Below are 17803 nucleotides of genomic sequence, written 5' to 3'. Positions count from 1 at the left end.
GACATTTTTTAAGCACTCATGTTTTTTTGGACACTTTTGGGCCTCTAGCTACTTTTGGACAGACACCTCATGGATACCCTGCAGTCGCACGAATCACAACCGTTAAAGAAATCTCATAAGCTGCACAATGTCTGCTACGACATTCGTGGCCCGGTGCTCGACCACGCCAAGCGCTTGGAAGAGGAAGGCCAACGAATTCTCAAGCTGAATATCGGCAACCCCGCGCCCTTCGGCTTCGAGGCGCCGGAAGAGATTCTTCAGGATGTGATGCGTAACCTACCAACGGCCCAGGGCTACTGCGATTCCAAAGGTCTCTACTCCGCCCGTAAAGCGATTATGCAGGAGTGCCAGCGCAAGCAGATTCCCGGCGTGGGGATTGAGGATATCTTCATCGGCAACGGTGTGTCTGAGCTGATCGTCATGGCCATGCAGGCGCTGCTGAATGACGGCGATGAGGTACTGATTCCAGCGCCGGACTACCCGCTATGGACCGCAGCCGCTCACCTTTCCGGTGGCCACGCGGTGCACTACCTGTGCGACGAGCAGGCCGACTGGACGCCTGACATGGCGGATATTCGCGCCAAGATCACCAGCCACACGCGGGCCATTGTGCTGATCAACCCCAACAACCCGACCGGCGCGGTGTATCCGCCTGCCGTGGTGAAAGAGGTGTTGGCGATCGCCAAGCAGCATAACCTGGTGGTGTTCTCTGACGAGATCTACGACAAGATCTTGTATGACGGCGTCGAGCACACCGCCACGGGCGCGCTGGCGGACGATGACCAATTAGTCATCACCATGAACGGGCTCTCCAAAAGCTATCGCTGCGCCGGCTTCCGCTCGGGCTGGATGATTATCTCCGGCAACTTGGCCAAGCTAAACGCCCAGGACTATATCCAGGGGCTGAATATGCTGGCTTCCATGCGGCTATGTGCCAACGTGCCCGCCCAGCACGCGATTCAAACCGCGCTGGGGGGCTATCAATCGATCAACGATTTAATCCTGCCCGGCGGGCGGCTGCTGGCCCAGCGCGATATTACCGTGGAAAAGTTGAATGCGATCCCCGGGGTTTCCTGCGTGAAACCGAAAGGCGCGCTGTACGCCTTTCCGCGGCTCGACCCCAAGGTCTTTAATATCAAAGACGACCAGCAGATGGTGCTGGATCTGCTGCTGCAGGAAAAAATATTACTGGTACAGGGCACTGCCTTTAACTGGCCAGAACCCGACCATGTGCGCATTGTGACACTGCCCTGGGCAGACCAGCTAGGCGATGCACTCGACCGCTTTGCCAATTTCTTGTCGCGCTATCGCCAGTGAGTCCGGTAATTAAATCGACTCATTGACACCGCCATGACTTGAAACTGCCATGAACAGCACGTATCTAAGCCATTAATCTAGTAATGCTTCGATGAACTTTAGGGGAGAACCTGCACCATGATGCGAATTCTGCTGTTTTTAGGTACCAACATAGCGGTTTTGCTGGTCGCCAGTATTACCCTGCGCCTGCTAGGCGTAGAGGGCTATCTGCGCGGCCAGGGCATCAACTTCACCAGCCTGCTGATTTTCTGCTTTATTTTCGGTATGGCAGGTTCCATTATCTCGCTGTTTATCTCCAAATGGATGGCCAAACGCAGCACTGGCACGGTGATTATCGAAACGCCCTCCAACTCCACCGAACGGTGGCTGCTGGAGACGGTCGCTGAGCTCTCCCGCGAGGCAGGCATCAAAACCCCGGAAGTGGGCATATTCCCGGCTCAGCAGTCCAATGCCTTTGCCACAGGCTGGAACAAAGACGATGCGCTGGTGGCCGTCTCGGCAGGCCTACTCAACCGCATGCGTCCAGAAGAAGTGCGCGCGGTTCTGGCTCACGAAATTGGCCACGTCGCTAACGGCGATATGGTCACCCTGGCGCTAATTCAGGGCGTGGTGAACACCTTTGTGATGTTTTTTGCACGGGTAGTGGCGCATTTAGTTGATAATTTCCTACGCAGCCGCAGCGATGGCGGCGGCGGTCTAGGCTTTATGGGCTACTTTGCAGTGGTGATGGTTGCTGAGATTGTGTTTGGTATTTTGGCCTCGGCTATCGTCGCCTGGTTCTCGCGCTACCGCGAATACCGCGCCGATGAAGCCGGTGCACGCTTAGCGGGTACTAATGCCATGGTCAGCGCACTGGCGCGCTTGAAAACCGAAACTGAAATGCCTGATCAAATGCCAGACACGCTGCGCGCCATGGCCATCACCAAAGGCCAAACGCGCTCGCTGGTGGAAAAGCTATTTGCCAGCCACCCGCCGTTGGATGAGCGCATCCGCGCGCTGAAAGAAGCCGCTTATCGTCAGTAAGTCGCTTGGGGCCACCGCGAGCCGGTGGCTTTTTTATGTCATGGCGAGCGTAGTGAAGCAATCTGGGGTCGTTTTAGATTGCCGCGTCGCTTCGCTCCTCTCAATGACAAGAGGGGCTCCTCGTTATGACATGAGACGGGGCGTCTCCAATGACAATAGTCAGAGATCCTCACTATGACTGCAGGGAAAACCCTGCCCCACGTAATACGCTTTCCAGCGCTACCGCTTCCCCTGACAGCTGCACGTTGAGGGTGGCGAATTCACGCCGCAGCGGGTAGTTGGCACGGCAGTCATCAAAGCCTTTGCGCATTCCGTGATGTTGGGTTTGGCGCTGTAGCGCATCGTGGTCGCGGCGTACGTCATACACCGCTCTCATGCAGAGCCTTAGCGCATCTTCAGGAGGCAGTGCGTGCTGCAAATGCAGGGACGCCAGCGCAGGTGGCGGGCAAATATCGGCGAATGTTAGGCCACTAGGCTGTCCGCAGTGGCGAGCTATCGCCTGCTGAATCATCCAGGTGCCGCGCAGCTTGCCATCCAGGCTATGCCCGGCAATATGCGGTGTTGCCAAGGAGACCAGATCACGTAGCCCAGCATCGATATCGGGTTCTTCCTCCCACACGTCCAATATGGCACTGATATCGCCCTTGCCCGCAAGGCGGCTGCGTAGCGCTAAACCATCCACGCAGTCGCCGCGCCCGGCATTGAGCAGCACGCACCCCGGTGCCAGCTCCTCGATACGTTGATCGTTGAGTAGCTGATACGTCGCGTGGGGGCCTTCGCGGGTTAGCGGTGTATGCAGACAGAGCACGTCACAGCGCTCGATCAGAGCGTCTAAGGAGTGAAAGCCTTCCTCAGCCCCCTCTTCTTCTCTGGGCGGATCACAGGCCAGCGTTGACACGCCCATGGCGGTTAACCGCGCCTGCAGTCGGCTGCCGACATTGCCCACCCCCACAATACCCACGGTGCGCTCACTAAGCACCCAACCATTGCGCTCCGCCAGCGTTAGCAGGCTACTCAGCACATAATCAACCACCGCTTCGGCGTTGCAGCCTGGCGCGCTGGCGAAATCGATATCACGCTGGGCAAGCGCTTTTTGGTCAATATGATCGGTGCCGATGGTGCAGGTGCCGATAAAGCGAACGGGGCTATCGGCAAGCAACTGATCATTGACCTGGGTAATGGAGCGCACGATGAGCGCGTCGGCATCCTGAAGGTGGGAGGCGTGGATCTCCCGCCCTGGCACGCGGGTGAGCGTACCGAAATGGCCGAAGCAGTGCTCGGCAGCGGGGATATTGGCGTCGATGACAAGTTTCATAGGCGTTTGGGTATCCGGGCTTTACAATACCGCCCGCGACGGCTTGATGGGCAGGCGTGTTTAAAGGCTATCTTTTAAAGGCTAAGTAAGGAGAGTGTTGTGATCGTACGCTGGGAAACCAACCATGACTATGTGTTGGTTCATATTCACCAGGATATGTTTGGTGACTGGATTTTCAGCCGCGCCTGGGGCCAAATCGGCACCCAATTTGGCGGCCTGAAACATCAGCTAGCCGATACGCTGGATCAAGCCCATATGTGGCTTGAGGACGAAACCACCATCCAGTCCTCGCGGGGGTTTCGCAAGGTGCTGGAAGTGGCCGACCACACTCCCGAAGGCAAGGAAGCCATGCGCCAACTATCGCTACTGGATGTGCTTTAAGCTTCGCGCTGGCCCCATGCTTTTTTGCTAACCATGCACTTATTAACTTAAGAAGCGCCTTCCACCACGCTCATAGGCGCCTATGGGTGCTGTGGTGTCCGGCAGGGCAGTAAACCCCGCCAGTGCCGCTTCATCCAGCCAGCCGCGTTCGCGCAACCAAGCGCTTAATCGCTCAAGCTCAAAGCCACGATCCAGCTCATTGCCGTCGCTATCCACCAGCACCGGTATCCTCACGCCGTAGCGCTCCACCAGCGCATCATCTTCGCTAATCTCGATGTGGTGCAGCCACACCTTTTGATTTGCCAGCGCTGTCACCAGTGCCTCTAATTGGCTGCACAGGTGGCAGCCCATGGTTGTGTATAGCGATAGCTGAATCATGCTGAAGCTCTCTTCATACTAGCTCTCTTATGACACCTTATGACGAAGTAGGAATACGTGGTGCAGGTTAGTGCGCCGCTGGAAATCGGGGTCAAAACTGCGCCCGGTAATATCCTCAATCGCGTAGTGCTCGCTAAGTGCTTCATCGAGTTTAAAGCGCCGCTGGTTATTAGAAAACACTAACGTGCCACCGGGTGCCAAGCGCGCCATGGCGAGCTCCACTAACCGCGGGTGATCTCGCTGCACGTCGAGCGTGTCACGCATCTTCTTGGAGTTGGAAAAGGTCGGCGGATCCATAAAGATCAGATCAAATTCAGCGTTGGCCGTTTCCAGCCAGCGGAAACAGTCGTCACGAACCACACGGTGCAGCCGTGTATCGAGTTTGTTCAGCGCAAAGTTGTCCTTGGCCCACTCGAGGTAGGTGTTGGACATATCCACGCTCACGCTGTCACTGGCGCCACCTAAGGCCGCCTGTACGGTCGCTGTGGCGGTATAACAGAACAGGTTTAAAAAGCGCTTACCGCCGGCCATTTCGCCCAGCATGCGCCGTACCGGGCGGTGGTCAAGGAACAGCCCGGTATCCAGGTAGTCACGCAGGTTGACCCATAGCCGTGCTGCGCCCTCCTGCACCTCAAAGCGTTCGCCGCTGGCGGCCCGCTTCTGGTACTGGGCGCTGCCGGTTTGGCGTTCGCGCCGTTTGATATAGATTTTGCTGGCGTCAACGTTAAGCGCCTCGGGCATGACTTCCAAGGCGTCGTACAAGCGCTTTTGCGCTTGGGCCGGATTGATCGAACTAGGCGCCGCGTACTCTTGTACATGTACCCGATCACCGTAGCGGTCCACCGCCAGGGCGTATTCCGGCATATCGGCATCATAAACGCGATAGCTGGTTTCACCGCTCTGCTTCAGCCATTTCTTCAAGCGCTTCTGATTTTTAATCAGTCGATTGGCAAACATCTGCGCATTGTCTTGGTTTTTGTGGGCGGCTTGCTCTTCGCTCGCCGTTTCACTAGGCGTCACCACTGCACTGCTCTCGCTCTGGACGGGCTTTGTATCGCTCTCGGCAGGCGGATGCTCAGCGCCACCAATCTCCATAAGCAGCAGCTTGGCATCTAGCGCACCGTTTTTAAGCGCGTACTGCTTGTGCGCACGCATGCCCAGCCGGTGGCCTAGATCCGGGTTGCCGGTAAATACCGCCAGGGTCCAGCCGGGGAATAGCGCTTTGGCTTTCTCACCAAGCTGGGCGTATAGACGCACCAGTTCCGGTAACTCACCCAGCCGCTCGCCGTAAGGAGGATTGGTGATCAACAGCCCGCTCTCAGCCGTCAGTGTTTCGGGTCGGGTTAACTGGGCAAGGCTCTGACCATGCAGGCTAATCAAGGCTGGAATACCCGCGCGCATGGCATTGGATTTCGCTGCCGTCAGTGCTGCAGGGCTCTGATCAAAGCCGAGTAGCTGGGCTTTACAGCGCTTGCGGCCAATCGACGCGCGCGCGTCGGCTTCGCGCTTCTGTTCCTGCCAAGCGAGATCATCGTGCCCTGCCCAGCCGTGAAAGCCGAACCGATCACGGTTCAGGTTAGGCGCTTGGTCAGCGGCCATCATGGCGGCTTCAATCAGCAGCGTGCTTGCACCACAAAGCGGATCGATCAACGGTTCACCGGCCTTGAGGCGCTCGGGCCAGCCTGCGCGCACCAGCAGTGCCGCCGCCAGATTTTCTTTTAGCGGCGCGTGGCCAACGTCACGACGATAACCACGGCGGTGGAGACTTTCACCAGAGAGGTCCAACCCAATGGTTAAATTCATCCGGTGCAGGTGGGCGTAGATGCGCAAATGTGGCGTTTTGGTATCCACATTGGGGCGTTCCTGCCCCGCCAGTTGGAGTGCATCAACCACGCCGTCTTTAACGGTTTGCGCACCAAAACGGGTGTGGCGAATATGTTCGCTGCGGCCGTGAAAATCAACTGCCAGCGTATTGCCCGGCGCCAAGTGCTGAGTCCAGGCAATGCGGGCAACCACATCACGCACTTGCTCGGCGGTATCGATCATCGACTCGCGTACCAGGGTTAAGATAACCCGGTTGGCCAATCGCGACCACAGGCATACCCGGTAGGCGATGGCTTGGCTGGCGGTGAAGTAAACACCCGCCACCGTGGTTTTGCCCGGCGTGGCGCCCAGTGCCACTAGTTCATCGTGGAGCAAGCCTTCAATGCCTTTCGGGCAAGTGGCTAGCAGACTCAAGGGGGCGTTTTGATTCGACTCGGTCATGATAATAGCGGCGCGTAAAGGCGCGAAATTCCTATATATAGCAAATGAGTTTACGTTTTATGACAAATTGATAGTCGACAGATGACACCATCATGGTCTAACAATAAGAGAGTAGCTACTGAAAAACGCATGCGTTGCTTGTCAGGGTCGGTTCAAAACTAGACCTATGGACTACAAGTGTTCTTTGTAAGAGATTGCCGCTCGGCTCGTTCAGCCCGTGAGTGCCAAACAAAAGGGTTGGAGCGGCGTCTCGCTCTTGAAGCAAGCTCTCGGAATAGTGGCTGTTGTTGATAACATAAGTCGATAACACCCTATTTCTTATCAAAGGCTTTCGTGAAAAGAGGTTAGCCAATGAAACGGCAAAAACGTGATCGCTTCCAGCGGGCTTATGTCCACGGCTACAAAGCGGGTGTATCGGGTCGTTCTCGTGACGACTGTCCCAGTCAAGATATCAATTTACGTGAATACTGGATGAGCGGTTGGCGTGAAGGCCGCGGTGACCAGTGGGATGGGATGACCGGCATCTCGGGCATCCACAAAAACCCCTTAGTCATGGCCTAACGTTTTATTTTTCAAGGTATTAAAAGAAAGATTTTAAACGAGAGGTTTTCAATGAGCCCACTTTTTCAAGTGGGCTTTTTAGTGCGCATTGATACCCATACTGCTTCGCTAATCATCTGCACGTCAACCGTTAGCTTTCAGTGCCCTTGCGCATTCACCGACCAATTTAGGCCCTTGATAGATCAACCCCGAGTAGAGTTGCACTAAATCTGCTCCCGCCGCGATTTTGGCCTGGGCAGCAGCGGCACTATCGATTCCACCGACACCGATGATAGGTAGCGATGGTAAGTGGTCACGCAGTTGGCGAATAACGCGATTGGATGCCTCGAAAACTGGTTTTCCAGAAAGCCCGCCCGCCTCCTCCGCTTGTGAGTCACCCTCTACTCCGGCGCGGGAAACCGTCGTATTGGTAGCAATCACGCCATCAAGTGCATTGCGCTCAATACTTTCTGCCATCAACGCCACTTCTTCCGCGCTCATATCCGGGGCAATCTTAATCAGTAATGGAATTTTTCGGCCCGCTTGGGCATCAAGCTCGTTGGCGCGAGCACGAATAGGCCCCAGCAACGCGTCCAGCTGTTCGCCGAACTGCAGGGTGCGCAGCCCAGGGGTATTTGGTGAAGAGACGTTCACGGCAATGTAATCCGCATAAGGGTGCACCGCATCTAGACATACCAGGTAGTCATCCAGTGCGTCCTCTACGGACGTCGTCAGGTTTTTACCAATATTGATGCCTACAATGCCACCGTAGTGACGCTGCTTGACCTGCTGAACCAGGTGCGCAACCCCTTTGTTGTTAAAACCAAAGCGGTTGATGATCGCCTCATGCTGCGCTAAGCGAAATAGCCGAGGCTTAGGATTGCCTGACTGCGGCTTAGGCGTCACTGTACCCACTTCGACAAAGCCAAACCCCAGCGCGCCCAGCGCATCGAGGTGATCGGCGTTCTTGTCCAACCCGGCGGCGAGACCTACTCGATTGGCAAAGCGAAGCCCCATCAGTTCGACGGGGTCCTCAACCCGCTGGCCAAATAGCCGTGTAACGCCCCCGACCCGATGCAGTGCATCCAACGCACCCAGCGCCATACCGTGAGAGGTTTCTGGGTCAACGCGAAAGAACAGTGAGCGGGCGAGGTTGTACATAGCGGGTCTCTTGAAGCGGAGGCTGAAAACGGGCGCCAGTATAACGCAATAAAGCGCGCCCTGGTGGAGAACCAGGACGCGCTTTCATACTCCTATTTAATTAAATAGACCCGCTTTAATCAGCCTAGGTACGTTTAGGCTTCGCTATCGCTTTCAGCCAGATCTACCAGTTCGCGTACCGCTACGGCGAAGAGCGCAAAGCCCCCTTCACTGCCGCCACGCACCTCTTCAATCAAACGACACCAGCGGCGATGCAAATCGGCATGCTGATCCAACCACTGCGCCACCCGCTCCTGGGTATCGCGACTGCCGGCGTCGAGCTTTAATACGCTAGTGGTCAGTGCCAGTTGCTGACGCTCAATGTCGTCACGGAAGGTTTCCCGCGCCTGGGCCTGCCAGGCGTCGCGCACTTCCAGATGGGTTACCTGCTGAATCATCCACGGCAGCTCCAGGCGGCTGCCAATTTCGTACAGCACCTCTGCCACTCGCTGCGGTTTTTCATTGGTCAGGCGTGCCGCTTGGATAATACCTAGCCCGGCGTAAAGGCTGGATGACGCCGCGACAGTGGACGCCAAGGCTTCCGGCACACCTGCTTCCAGCAGCTCGTCACGACGGCTATTCCAAGCGCTCAGCTCCTCACCGCTGAGCAGTTCACCAATACCTTCCTGCAGCTGCGCCAGGCGAGGAGCAAAATACTCGATAGTGTCCAGCGTCGAGAGCCCTAAATGCTGACGCACAAACCAGCGCGTGGCGCGACGGATCAGGCGCATCAGGTCAAGCATCATTGAGTACTGGATGCGATTCGGTACTTGATTATCGAGCGCTTCAATTTGCGCCCATAGACCGGGCAAGTTAAAGCTATCGCGGGCCACAATATAAGCGCGAGCGATGTCGGCACGCCCGGCACCAGTGGAGTCCATCAGGCGACGTACAAAGACGATACCCATGTGATCAACCAGATCGTTGGCTACCTGGGTAGCGACGATTTCTCGCTTAAGACGGTGTTCGTACATTTCGTCTTTAAAGCGCTCCACCAGCACCGAGGGGAACAACCGCTCCAGATGACGGTGAATATACGGGTCATCTGGCACGTCAGAGGTGATCAAGTCGCCCTTCAAGGTGCTCTTGGCGTAAGAGATCAGTACCGACAGCTCAGGCAGGCGCATACCTTGATCGTTGCTGGCTCGCTCTTTGAGCACATCATCCGTGGGCAGGAACTCCAGCTCACGATCAATCTGCCCTGAGGCTTCCAGCTCACTAATAAAGCGGCGGTAAGGGCCCATTGCCTGATTGGACAGGATAGCCGACAGATCCAGCGCCTGGCTTTGGCGATAGTTATCCAGGATCACCAGATCGCCCACCTCATCGGTCATTTCCGCCAGCAGCTGATTACGCTGCTTGTCGGTCATGTCGCCACGCTTGACCACTTCATCGATCAGGATCTTGATATTGACCTCGTGGTCGGAGCAGTTCACCCCACCGGCATTGTCAATAAAGTCGGTGTAGACACGCACGCCTTTGGCGGCGGCTTCCATACGGCCACGCTGGGTCAAACCGAGGTTACCGCCTTCACCGACCACGCGACAGTTAAGATCGTTGCCATTGATACGCAGGGTGTCATTGGCTTTGTCGCCGACATCGGCATCGGTTTCATCGGAGCCCTTCACATAGGTACCGATACCACCGTTCCAGATCAAATCCACCTTGGATTTGAGCATCGCGCGGATCAATTCGTTCGGCGACAGGCGGGTTTCCTGAATGCCAAACACCTGCTGCATTTCCGGGGTAATAGCGATTGATTTAGCACTGCGGCTAAAGATACCGCCACCGGCAGAGATCAACTCCTGGCTGTAGTCTTCCCAGCTGGAGCGTGGCAGTGCGAACAACCGTTTGCGCTCGGCAAAAGAGGCCTCTGCATCCGGGTTGGGATCGACAAAGATATGCAGGTGATTAAAGGCGCCCACCAGCTGAATCTTGTCAGACAACAGCATGCCGTTACCGAACACATCGCCGGCCATGTCGCCTATTCCCACCACGCTAAACAGGTCGCGCTGGGTATCCACATCGAGGTTTTTGAAGTGGCGTTTAACCGACTCCCAGGCACCGCGGGCGGTGATGCCCATTTTTTTGTGGTCGTAGCCGTTGGCACCGCCAGAGGCGAAGGCATCGCCCAGCCAGTGGCCATACTCGATGGAAATTTCGTTGGCGATATCCGAGAAGGTCGCCGTGCCTTTATCGGCAGCCACGACCAAATAGGCATCATCTTCATCGTGGCGAACAACGTTTTCCGGCGGCACCACATCGCCACCCACCAGATTGTCAGTAACATCCAGCAGCGCGCGGATAAAAATTTGATAGCAGGCGATGCCCTCTTTCTGCACCACATCGCGGCTGGCGTTTTCCGGCATGCGCTTGCACACGAAACCGCCTTTGGCGCCGACCGGTACGATAACCGCGTTCTTCACCTGCTGGGCTTTCACTAGCCCCAGCACTTCGGTGCGGTAATCTTCAAAGCGATCCGACCAGCGCAGACCACCGCGTGCCACTTTGCCGCCCCGCAGGTGGACACCTTCCACGCGCGGAGAGCAGACAAAAATCTCAAACATCGGGCGCGGCTTGGGCATGCCGGTCACTTTGGAAGGCTCGAGTTTGTAAGCGATATAGTCTTTAAAGCGGCCACCCTCGGCGAGCTGGTAATAGTTGGTACGCAGCGTAGCGAGAATCAGCTCCATAAAGCGACGCAGCAGCTGGTCGTCATTAAGGCTGGCAACGCCTTCCAGTCGCTCGTTTAAGCTAGCGATGCATTCATCGGTGGCGTGGTCCTGCTGCTCAGGATCAAAACGCAGGCGGAATAGCTCAACTAATTCGCGGGTGATGGCCGGGTAGTTGGCCAGCGTCGCGGCAATATAGTCTTGAGACATACCAAAGCGAATCTGCTTGAGGTAGCGGGCGTAGCCACGCAGCATCGCCACTTCACGCCAATCCAGACCTGCGCCGATAATCAGGCGGTTAAAGGCATCGTTATCGGCTTCGCCGGTCCAGATGCGTTTGAAGGCTTCCGTGAATACATCGCGCATATCGCCCAGGCTGACATCCGCACCGCTATGCTCTAGCTCAAAATCGTGAATCCAGTAGCGCTGCTCAGGGGAGTTAATATCGTAGGGGCGTTCGCCAATCACGCGCAGGCCGAGGTTTTCCATCATCGGCAGCACGTCGGAAAGCGGAATCTGGGTGCCGCGATGGAACAGCTTTAGATTAACGCCGCCGCCCTGCTCTTCCAGCGGACGGTAGAGCGACAGCGATAAGTCGTCGCCGTTGTTCAGCGTTAACAAGTGCTGCACATCAAACACCGCGGTGCGTGCGGAAAAGTCTTCACGATAGCTTGCTGAGAATGCTTCGCGGAAGTGATCCATCAGGTGGTTGGCACGCTCTTCGCCAAACCCTTCCACCATGGCGTTGTGCAGGTCATCGCGCCAGCTACGCGCCAGCCGCGCCACTTTGCTTTCCAGACGCTTAAGATCGTAATCGCTGGGCGCATCGCCATTGAAGCGCAGAATCAGTTGAATGCGCGCCAGTACCGACTCGGATAGGTAGGTATTGAAATCGCCAAAGTGGGCATCCAACTCATCGCACAGCACATTTTGAATTCGCTGACGCAGGTCCGTCGAGAATACGTCGCGGGGCACAAATACTAAGCAGGAGTAAAACTTGCCGCTGATATCGGCGCGGATAAACAGCCGCACCTGACGGCGCTCGCGGATATTGAGAATGCCCAGCGAGGTACTGGCCAGCGATTCGGTATCGATTTGGAACAGGTCGTCGCGGGGGTAAACTTCCAGCACCTGCAGCAACTGCTTGCCGTTGTGGCCCTGGGGATTAAACCCAGCGATATCCATCACCGCTTTGAGCTTGCGGCGCAGCAGCGGAATATTGCGCGGCGACTCGTTATAGACCGTGGAGGTAAACAAACCAAAGAAGCGCCGCTCGCCAATCACATTGCCATCGTCATCGTAGCGATCAACGGTGATGTAATCGGGATAAGTGGGGCGATGCACGCGGGAGTGATGGGCGCTCTTGGCAAACGATAGTAGCTGCGGCACCAGCACATACTCATTGTGCTCATCCACGCCCTCTTCAGTGCGGATCCGCTCGCAGTAGCGCGGCTGATCCAGACGGAACACGCCCAGCACGCTCTCGGCATCGCGCTGTAGTTCACTGCCTTCCAGCAGGTACTCGTCGTAACCCAGGAAGGTAAAATTATCCTTGAGCATCCACTCTAAAAAGGCAATCGCTTCCTCGTGGTCGTCAGGGTCGATCTGCGGCGGGCAATTTTTTTCAAGCTCTTGAATCGACGCGGTAATTTGCGCGCACATAGCGTCGTAATCGCGCACGGCGGTGCGCACATCACGTAGTACGTCGTTCAGGTTGCTTTCGATTTTCTCAAGCAACGCCACGTCGGTGTGTCGATCGACTTCAATAACAATTAGCGACTCGCGGGCTTCCGGCGCGTTCTCATCGCGAGGTGAGGTCTGCGCCTGTAACTGGTGGCGGTCATCACGAGCAACCGCCAGCACGGCGTTTTGAATCGCGTGTACTGTTAAACCGCGACGGTTGAGCTCGATACGCACCGAGTCGACCAAAAACGGCATATCCTCATGCAGCACGGCCACAAAGGTATGCGTTGATTGCCAGCCATGCTCTTCAAAATCTGGATTAAAAACGCGCACTTTAGGGCTTTTTGGGTCGTGGTGCTGTAAAAACTGCCAGATTGACAGCGTTGCACCATACAGGTCGTCCAGGCGACGATCCACAAGGTCTTCCACCGGCACGGTGGCATAAAAGTGTCGAGCAAAGGCGTCAATTGTCGCGGCTCGAGCAGGCTCCAGACGCGCATATAATCGCTCCTGAAGCTGCTTCAAAAGATCCTGACGACTCTCTTCAATCGCAACGTAGTGCATCCATCACCTCGACTGCCTAGGCCATTAATCGGCCAAAAAACGAAGGACAATAGGCCTTTAGGCCAACATAACGGCTAGCTTACGCTACCTATCGTCGCGTCCCTAATCACATGACAAGTTGTTCATGGCACATACCGTTTACGCATTAGGCCGTTAGAACATTAACTTTTGCTTAAACATCCCGCCGCGTTAACAACACCCCGCATTCACAGTGATCGGTAAACGGAAACTGGTCAAATAGCGCAAAGCGCTCTATCCGATGAGTGTTGGTCAGTATGGTCAAGTTTTCAGCCAATGTGGCCGGGTTGCATGAAATATAGACGATCTGAGCGTACTCGCTGAGCTGTGCACAGCTCTGTTCATCTAGCCCGGCGCGGGGCGGGTCTACCAGCACAGTGGAAAAATCGTAATCATCCAGTCCCATTTCCGCCACGCGACGCCCGGCCTTTTCGCCCTTCAGCGCCTGCGCAAACTCTTCTGCTGACATGCGACCAATCTGCGCGTTCGTGACGCCATTGGCCTCTAAGTTGACGTTGGCACTGGCTACCGACGTGCGGGAAATTTCCGTGGCCAACACGCGGCGGAAGTTCTCGGCTAAGGCAATGGTAAAATTGCCGTTCCCGCAGTAGAGCTCGACCAGATCTTTCTTCGCACCCTCATCTTGTTGCTTAGCGGTCACTTCCCGCGCCCAGCTGAGCATTTTTTGGCAGATATGCGCATTGGGCTGAGTGAAGCTGTTTTCGACCTGTTGATAGTGCAACGTGCGGCCATCCACCTCTAGGCGCTCCCAGACATGGTCACGGGACAGCACGATGCGCTGCTTGCGGGAACGGCCAATAATCATGATGCCGAGCTCGGCTTCAAGCGCTCGTGCTTCGTGTTCCCACTCTTCGCCTAGCGGGCGGTGGTAAATCAGCGTGACCAGCGCTTCGCCGGAGAGCGTGGTTAAAAATTCAACCTGAAACAGCTTACGACGCAGCTCATCAGACTCAAGGCAGGCCTTGCGCAGTTGCGGCATGAGTTGATTAATTCGCTCGCTGGCGACAGCGTACTGATCCAAGCGAATCACACGCTTATTTTTCGGGTTCTCGGGATCAACCTCGAACATGGCGTAGAAGAGATCATCCTCTTCGTGCCATATGCGAAACTCGCAGCGCTGGCGGTAGTAGCCCGGCGGCGATTCAAACACCTCCAGCACCGGTGGCTTAAAAGCGGCAAAGGTACTCTCCAGATAGTCGCGTTTGGCGGCTAGCTGCTCGGCATAACGTTCAGGTTCTACGACGGGGATAGCCAAAGCTGCTCCTCTTGAATGGGTTCAGAAATAGTAGCGACAAATAATGTTTATTAACGCACGTTTAGCAATTGGGGCGCTTTAAACCCGTAGCGCGCTAAACCCGCGGTCAGATTCGCAGCGGGCGCAGTCGTATAACAGCGACCATCGTGATGATCGCTGGATAGCTCAGCAACCACTTGCGCCACACGCCGAGCGATAGCATCACCAGAATCAATCCAATATAAAGGCGCAGGGGCAAGTTGCTCTAGCCAGGGTTTTAACAGCGGAAAATGGGTGCAGCCGAGCACCACGGTATCTAGTTTGGAATGCTCGGTAGGAGCAGTGACGACTTGCCATAACGGTGCCAATGCCGCCTGCATACGCTCTGTATTGGGCGTGATGCCAGCCAGGTAGGCTTCTGCTTCCACCACCAAGGCATCGGCGGCAACGCGCGTGATGACACAGTCACTGGCGAAGCTATCAATTAAGCGCTGGGTATAGGGCCGCGCCACCGTGGCCCTGGTGGCCAACAAACCGATATGCCGCGTTTGGCTAATCGCAGCCGCAGGCTTGATAGCAGGCACGGTACCTACCACAGGAATAGCTAACTGTTGGCGAAGATGCTCCAACGCTAAGGTGCTTGCGGTGTTGCAGGCGACAACCAACACGCTCGGTTGGCAAGCGTCAACAGCCGCTTGACAGACCGACACGATACGCTCGGTTAGTGCGGCGTCTTCGCGAAGCCCATAAGGCAGCCAAGCATTATCGCAGGTGTAGCACATAGCAGCATCAGGGTAGTGTTGACGCAGCGATTGGGCCACCGACAGGCCGCCGACACCGGAATCAAAAACTAATACGGGGCCTTTCATGACTCTCTTTGCATCACTATCCTGCTTCATTCATCAGCGCCGAGCTGGTCGATGGTTAAACTGACACCCAATAAAAACGGGGCCGCCAGTTTAGCATGCCCCGCCTATGAATTTATTGATTGTCGCTACCCGCTTAAGTCGTTTTTCCTGGCTATACCGCGGGCACATCAGCCCCTCGCAGTTCGGCGTAGAGTTCGGGGTAGGCTTGCTGCAGGCGCTCTAACTCTTGTTCCGCACCGGCGGGAAGCGCCTCGCGAAGCTTTTCCATATCTTCTTGACTAAAGTGCTCATCAATTAGCGGGAACAGCCCTTCACGCTCGTGGCGCAAGTAGGCCCGATGCGCCTCTAAATAATCTTTTAGATCTTCAGCAAAACGATCCATGGGCAGCACATTGTCCATCAGAATCATATCGATATCGCTGGAGAGACGCTGCAGACGAGGCTTTAACTCACGATAATCATTGGCCATCTGTTCGGTAAGCGCACTATGGTCGGGCGCTTTAGCCTGCAACCGCTCAACGCAGACCTTTTCCAGCGGGGCGGCAAAACCATCCATATAAGATAAAATGTAATCGACTACCTCACGCATCAGCTTGAAATTGGGCCGTTCTCCCTGTGCTAACGTTTTTTGCTTCAGCTGTAGCACATGAAGCATCCGGGCCATGTTGGCATGATCTAGACGCAGTTGGTTTAACATTGAGCCGTCTCCTTTATCGTGTCATGCCTGCCGTTTTGCCTAATTAAGCTGACGGCATGCAATCATAGGGGCATAGCAACTAACAGGGGTTATCATTAACAATGCCTCTATGGCGTTATCCTAGCAAGCGCATCTTTCTGTTAGGTTACGCCAAAGGTAGTTCGACAAGCTGCGCTTTACCACAGACACTTGTAACCAATAAGTAGTTCTACGCCCCGATTGACAACGGAAGTTTACATGGACCTTTTTGATAGCGCCCACGCAGCACCTTCAGAAGACGCCCCGCTAGCCTTTCGTATGCGCCCACGCCAATTGGACGATTACGTAGGCCAACAGGCGTTGGTGGGGCCGGATAAACCGCTACGCCGTATGGCGGAATCAGGCGTTGTGCGTTCGATGATTCTATGGGGGCCGCCGGGGGTGGGCAAGACCACGCTGGCAGAGCTTTTAGCCCGGGCCTCTCAAGCCCACCTGGAGCACCTCAGCGCGGTGATGGCCGGGGTGAAAGAGATTCGTGCCGTCGTAGAACGTGCCCAGCAAATGTCATCCAAGGTCATCCTCTTTTTAGATGAGATCCATCGCCTCAACAAGAGCCAGCAGGATGCCCTCCTGCCCCATGTAGAGTCGGGGCTGCTCACGCTGATTGGTGCCACTACCGAAAATCCGTCGTTTGAGGTCAACTCGGCGCTGCTCTCCCGTGCACGGGTTTACGTGTTGAAATCTCTCACTCAGGATGAGTTGATTACAGTGATGCGTCAAGCGCTTAATGACGCTGAGCGAGGGCTGGGAAAACGCGATATTCACGTTGACGATGAGGTGTTAAACGCGTTGGCTCATGCCAGCGCAGGCGATGCCCGTCGGGCGCTGGGGCTATTAGAAACGGCGTGTGATTTCGCCACCCAGGAAGCGGGCCGTGAAGTACTCCATAAGGACGTACTGGCGGATGTGATTGGCCACCAAGCCAGCGCTTTCGATAAGCAGGGTGACGCTTATTATGATCTGCTCTCGGCCATTCATAAATCGATACGCTCATCACGCCCTAATGCCGCACTACTGTATATGGCGCGTTTTATGCAGGGCGGTGGCGACCCGCTGGACGTGGTACGCAGATTGACTGCCATTGCCTCAGAAGACGTCGGCAATGCCGACCCGCGCGCCCTACCGCTGGTCATTGCCGCTTGGGACGCCTACCTGCGTTTAGGAGATTACGAAGGCCAGCGGGCAATTGCCCATGCAGCGATACACTTGGCGGTGGCGCCCAAAAGCAACCGCATTGATCGCGCCTGGAGTGAGGCCAAAAAGTTTGTAAGCCAGCAACCCCAGGTGGAGGTGCCAACTTACCTTCGCAACGCCCCCACCAAGCTAATGGAGCAGCTGGGGCATGGTGAAGGCTATCGCTACGCCCACAACGAGCCAGACGGCTACCCGGCAGGTAGCGCCCACGACTGCTGGCCTGAAGAGTTGCCTAAAACTACTTTCTTCAAGCCGAGCCCTTTTGGTCAGGAGAAACGCTTTGGTGAAATTATGGCGTGGCGGGAAAATCGTGACCAGGAAGCAGATCAGGCGCCCTAAGGCGCCTGATGGTTATTACCTAACTACGAATCTCAATCAACCGCTGACTCTTTA

The 17803-nt window shown here is 55.8% G+C and carries 13 protein-coding genes; 5 read left to right on the top strand and 8 right to left on the bottom strand.

What is annotated here, in order from left to right; genetic code table 11:
• Window positions 1–69 precede the first annotated feature (69 nt).
• Window positions 70–1317, top strand: coding sequence for a pyridoxal phosphate-dependent aminotransferase (locus tag ACXUPB_RS06400; RefSeq protein WP_035555868.1), 1248 nt, complete (start codon window positions 70–72; stop codon window positions 1315–1317).
• Window positions 1318–1434: 117 nt separating this feature from the next.
• Complete coding sequence (htpX, locus tag ACXUPB_RS06395; RefSeq protein ID WP_035555870.1) at window positions 1435–2340, top strand: protease HtpX; 906 nt, start codon at window positions 1435–1437, stop codon at window positions 2338–2340.
• 172 nt (window positions 2341–2512) lie between these two features.
• Here the strand turns inward: htpX and pdxB are convergent, their stop codons facing one another.
• Window positions 2513–3655, bottom strand: coding sequence for a 4-phosphoerythronate dehydrogenase PdxB (gene pdxB, locus ACXUPB_RS06390; protein WP_472955926.1), 1143 nt, complete (start codon window positions 3653–3655; stop codon window positions 2513–2515).
• Window positions 3656–3754: 99 nt separating this feature from the next.
• Between pdxB and ACXUPB_RS06385 the strand changes: the two genes are divergently transcribed.
• Window positions 3755–4036: a hypothetical protein gene (locus ACXUPB_RS06385; RefSeq protein WP_472955923.1), complete on the top strand. Its 282-nt coding sequence runs from the start codon at window positions 3755–3757 to the stop codon at window positions 4034–4036.
• Window positions 4037–4078: 42 nt separating this feature from the next.
• Here the strand turns inward: ACXUPB_RS06385 and ACXUPB_RS06380 are convergent, their stop codons facing one another.
• Entirely contained in the window at window positions 4079–4414 is a 336-nt protein-coding gene (locus ACXUPB_RS06380; RefSeq protein ID WP_472955922.1) for a glutaredoxin family protein, read from the bottom strand.
• Window positions 4415–4441: 27 nt separating this feature from the next.
• A complete protein-coding gene (gene rlmKL / locus ACXUPB_RS06375) occupies window positions 4442–6679 on the bottom strand; it encodes a bifunctional 23S rRNA (guanine(2069)-N(7))-methyltransferase RlmK/23S rRNA (guanine(2445)-N(2))-methyltransferase RlmL (protein ID WP_472955920.1) in 2238 nt (745 codons plus the stop codon).
• 351 nt (window positions 6680–7030) lie between these two features.
• On the opposite strand from rlmKL, the gene rmf reads away from it, so the two are divergent.
• Complete coding sequence (gene rmf, locus ACXUPB_RS06370) at window positions 7031–7240, top strand: ribosome modulation factor (protein ID WP_007111057.1); 210 nt, start codon at window positions 7031–7033, stop codon at window positions 7238–7240.
• Window positions 7241–7363: 123 nt separating this feature from the next.
• On the opposite strand, the gene ACXUPB_RS06365 is transcribed toward rmf, so the two are convergent.
• From ACXUPB_RS06365 to ACXUPB_RS06345, 5 genes are all read right to left on the bottom strand, one after another.
• On the bottom strand, window positions 7364–8380 hold the full coding sequence (locus tag ACXUPB_RS06365) for a quinone-dependent dihydroorotate dehydrogenase (protein ID WP_339934061.1): 1017 nt from the start codon (window positions 8378–8380) through the stop codon (window positions 7364–7366).
• Between the two features lie 134 nt (window positions 8381–8514).
• On the bottom strand, window positions 8515–13338 hold the full coding sequence (locus tag ACXUPB_RS06360) for an NAD-glutamate dehydrogenase (protein WP_472955917.1): 4824 nt from the start codon (window positions 13336–13338) through the stop codon (window positions 8515–8517).
• Window positions 13339–13510: 172 nt separating this feature from the next.
• The gene (gene trmA / locus ACXUPB_RS06355; protein ID WP_339934059.1) at window positions 13511–14632 is read right to left on the bottom strand and encodes a tRNA (uridine(54)-C5)-methyltransferase TrmA; all 1122 of its coding nucleotides are present in this window, start codon (window positions 14630–14632) and stop codon (window positions 13511–13513) included.
• A gap of 50 nt (window positions 14633–14682) precedes the next feature.
• Window positions 14683–15480: a glutamate racemase gene (gene murI / locus ACXUPB_RS06350; RefSeq protein ID WP_339934058.1), complete on the bottom strand. Its 798-nt coding sequence runs from the start codon at window positions 15478–15480 to the stop codon at window positions 14683–14685.
• 151 nt (window positions 15481–15631) lie between these two features.
• Entirely contained in the window at window positions 15632–16177 is a 546-nt protein-coding gene (locus ACXUPB_RS06345) for a hemerythrin domain-containing protein (protein ID WP_008958426.1), read from the bottom strand.
• Window positions 16178–16414: 237 nt separating this feature from the next.
• Here ACXUPB_RS06345 and ACXUPB_RS06340 point away from each other — a divergent pair, with 237 nt between their 5' ends.
• Window positions 16415–17749 (top strand): replication-associated recombination protein A, encoded by a 1335-nt coding sequence (locus ACXUPB_RS06340; protein WP_035555889.1) that lies wholly within the window; start codon window positions 16415–16417, stop codon window positions 17747–17749.
• Window positions 17750–17803 lie beyond the last annotated feature (54 nt).

This window comes from Vreelandella sp. DA03-1M, from assembly GCF_055725665.1.
Note: the sequence above shows the minus strand (reverse complement) of the source record. Positions and strands in the feature narration are given on the sequence as shown.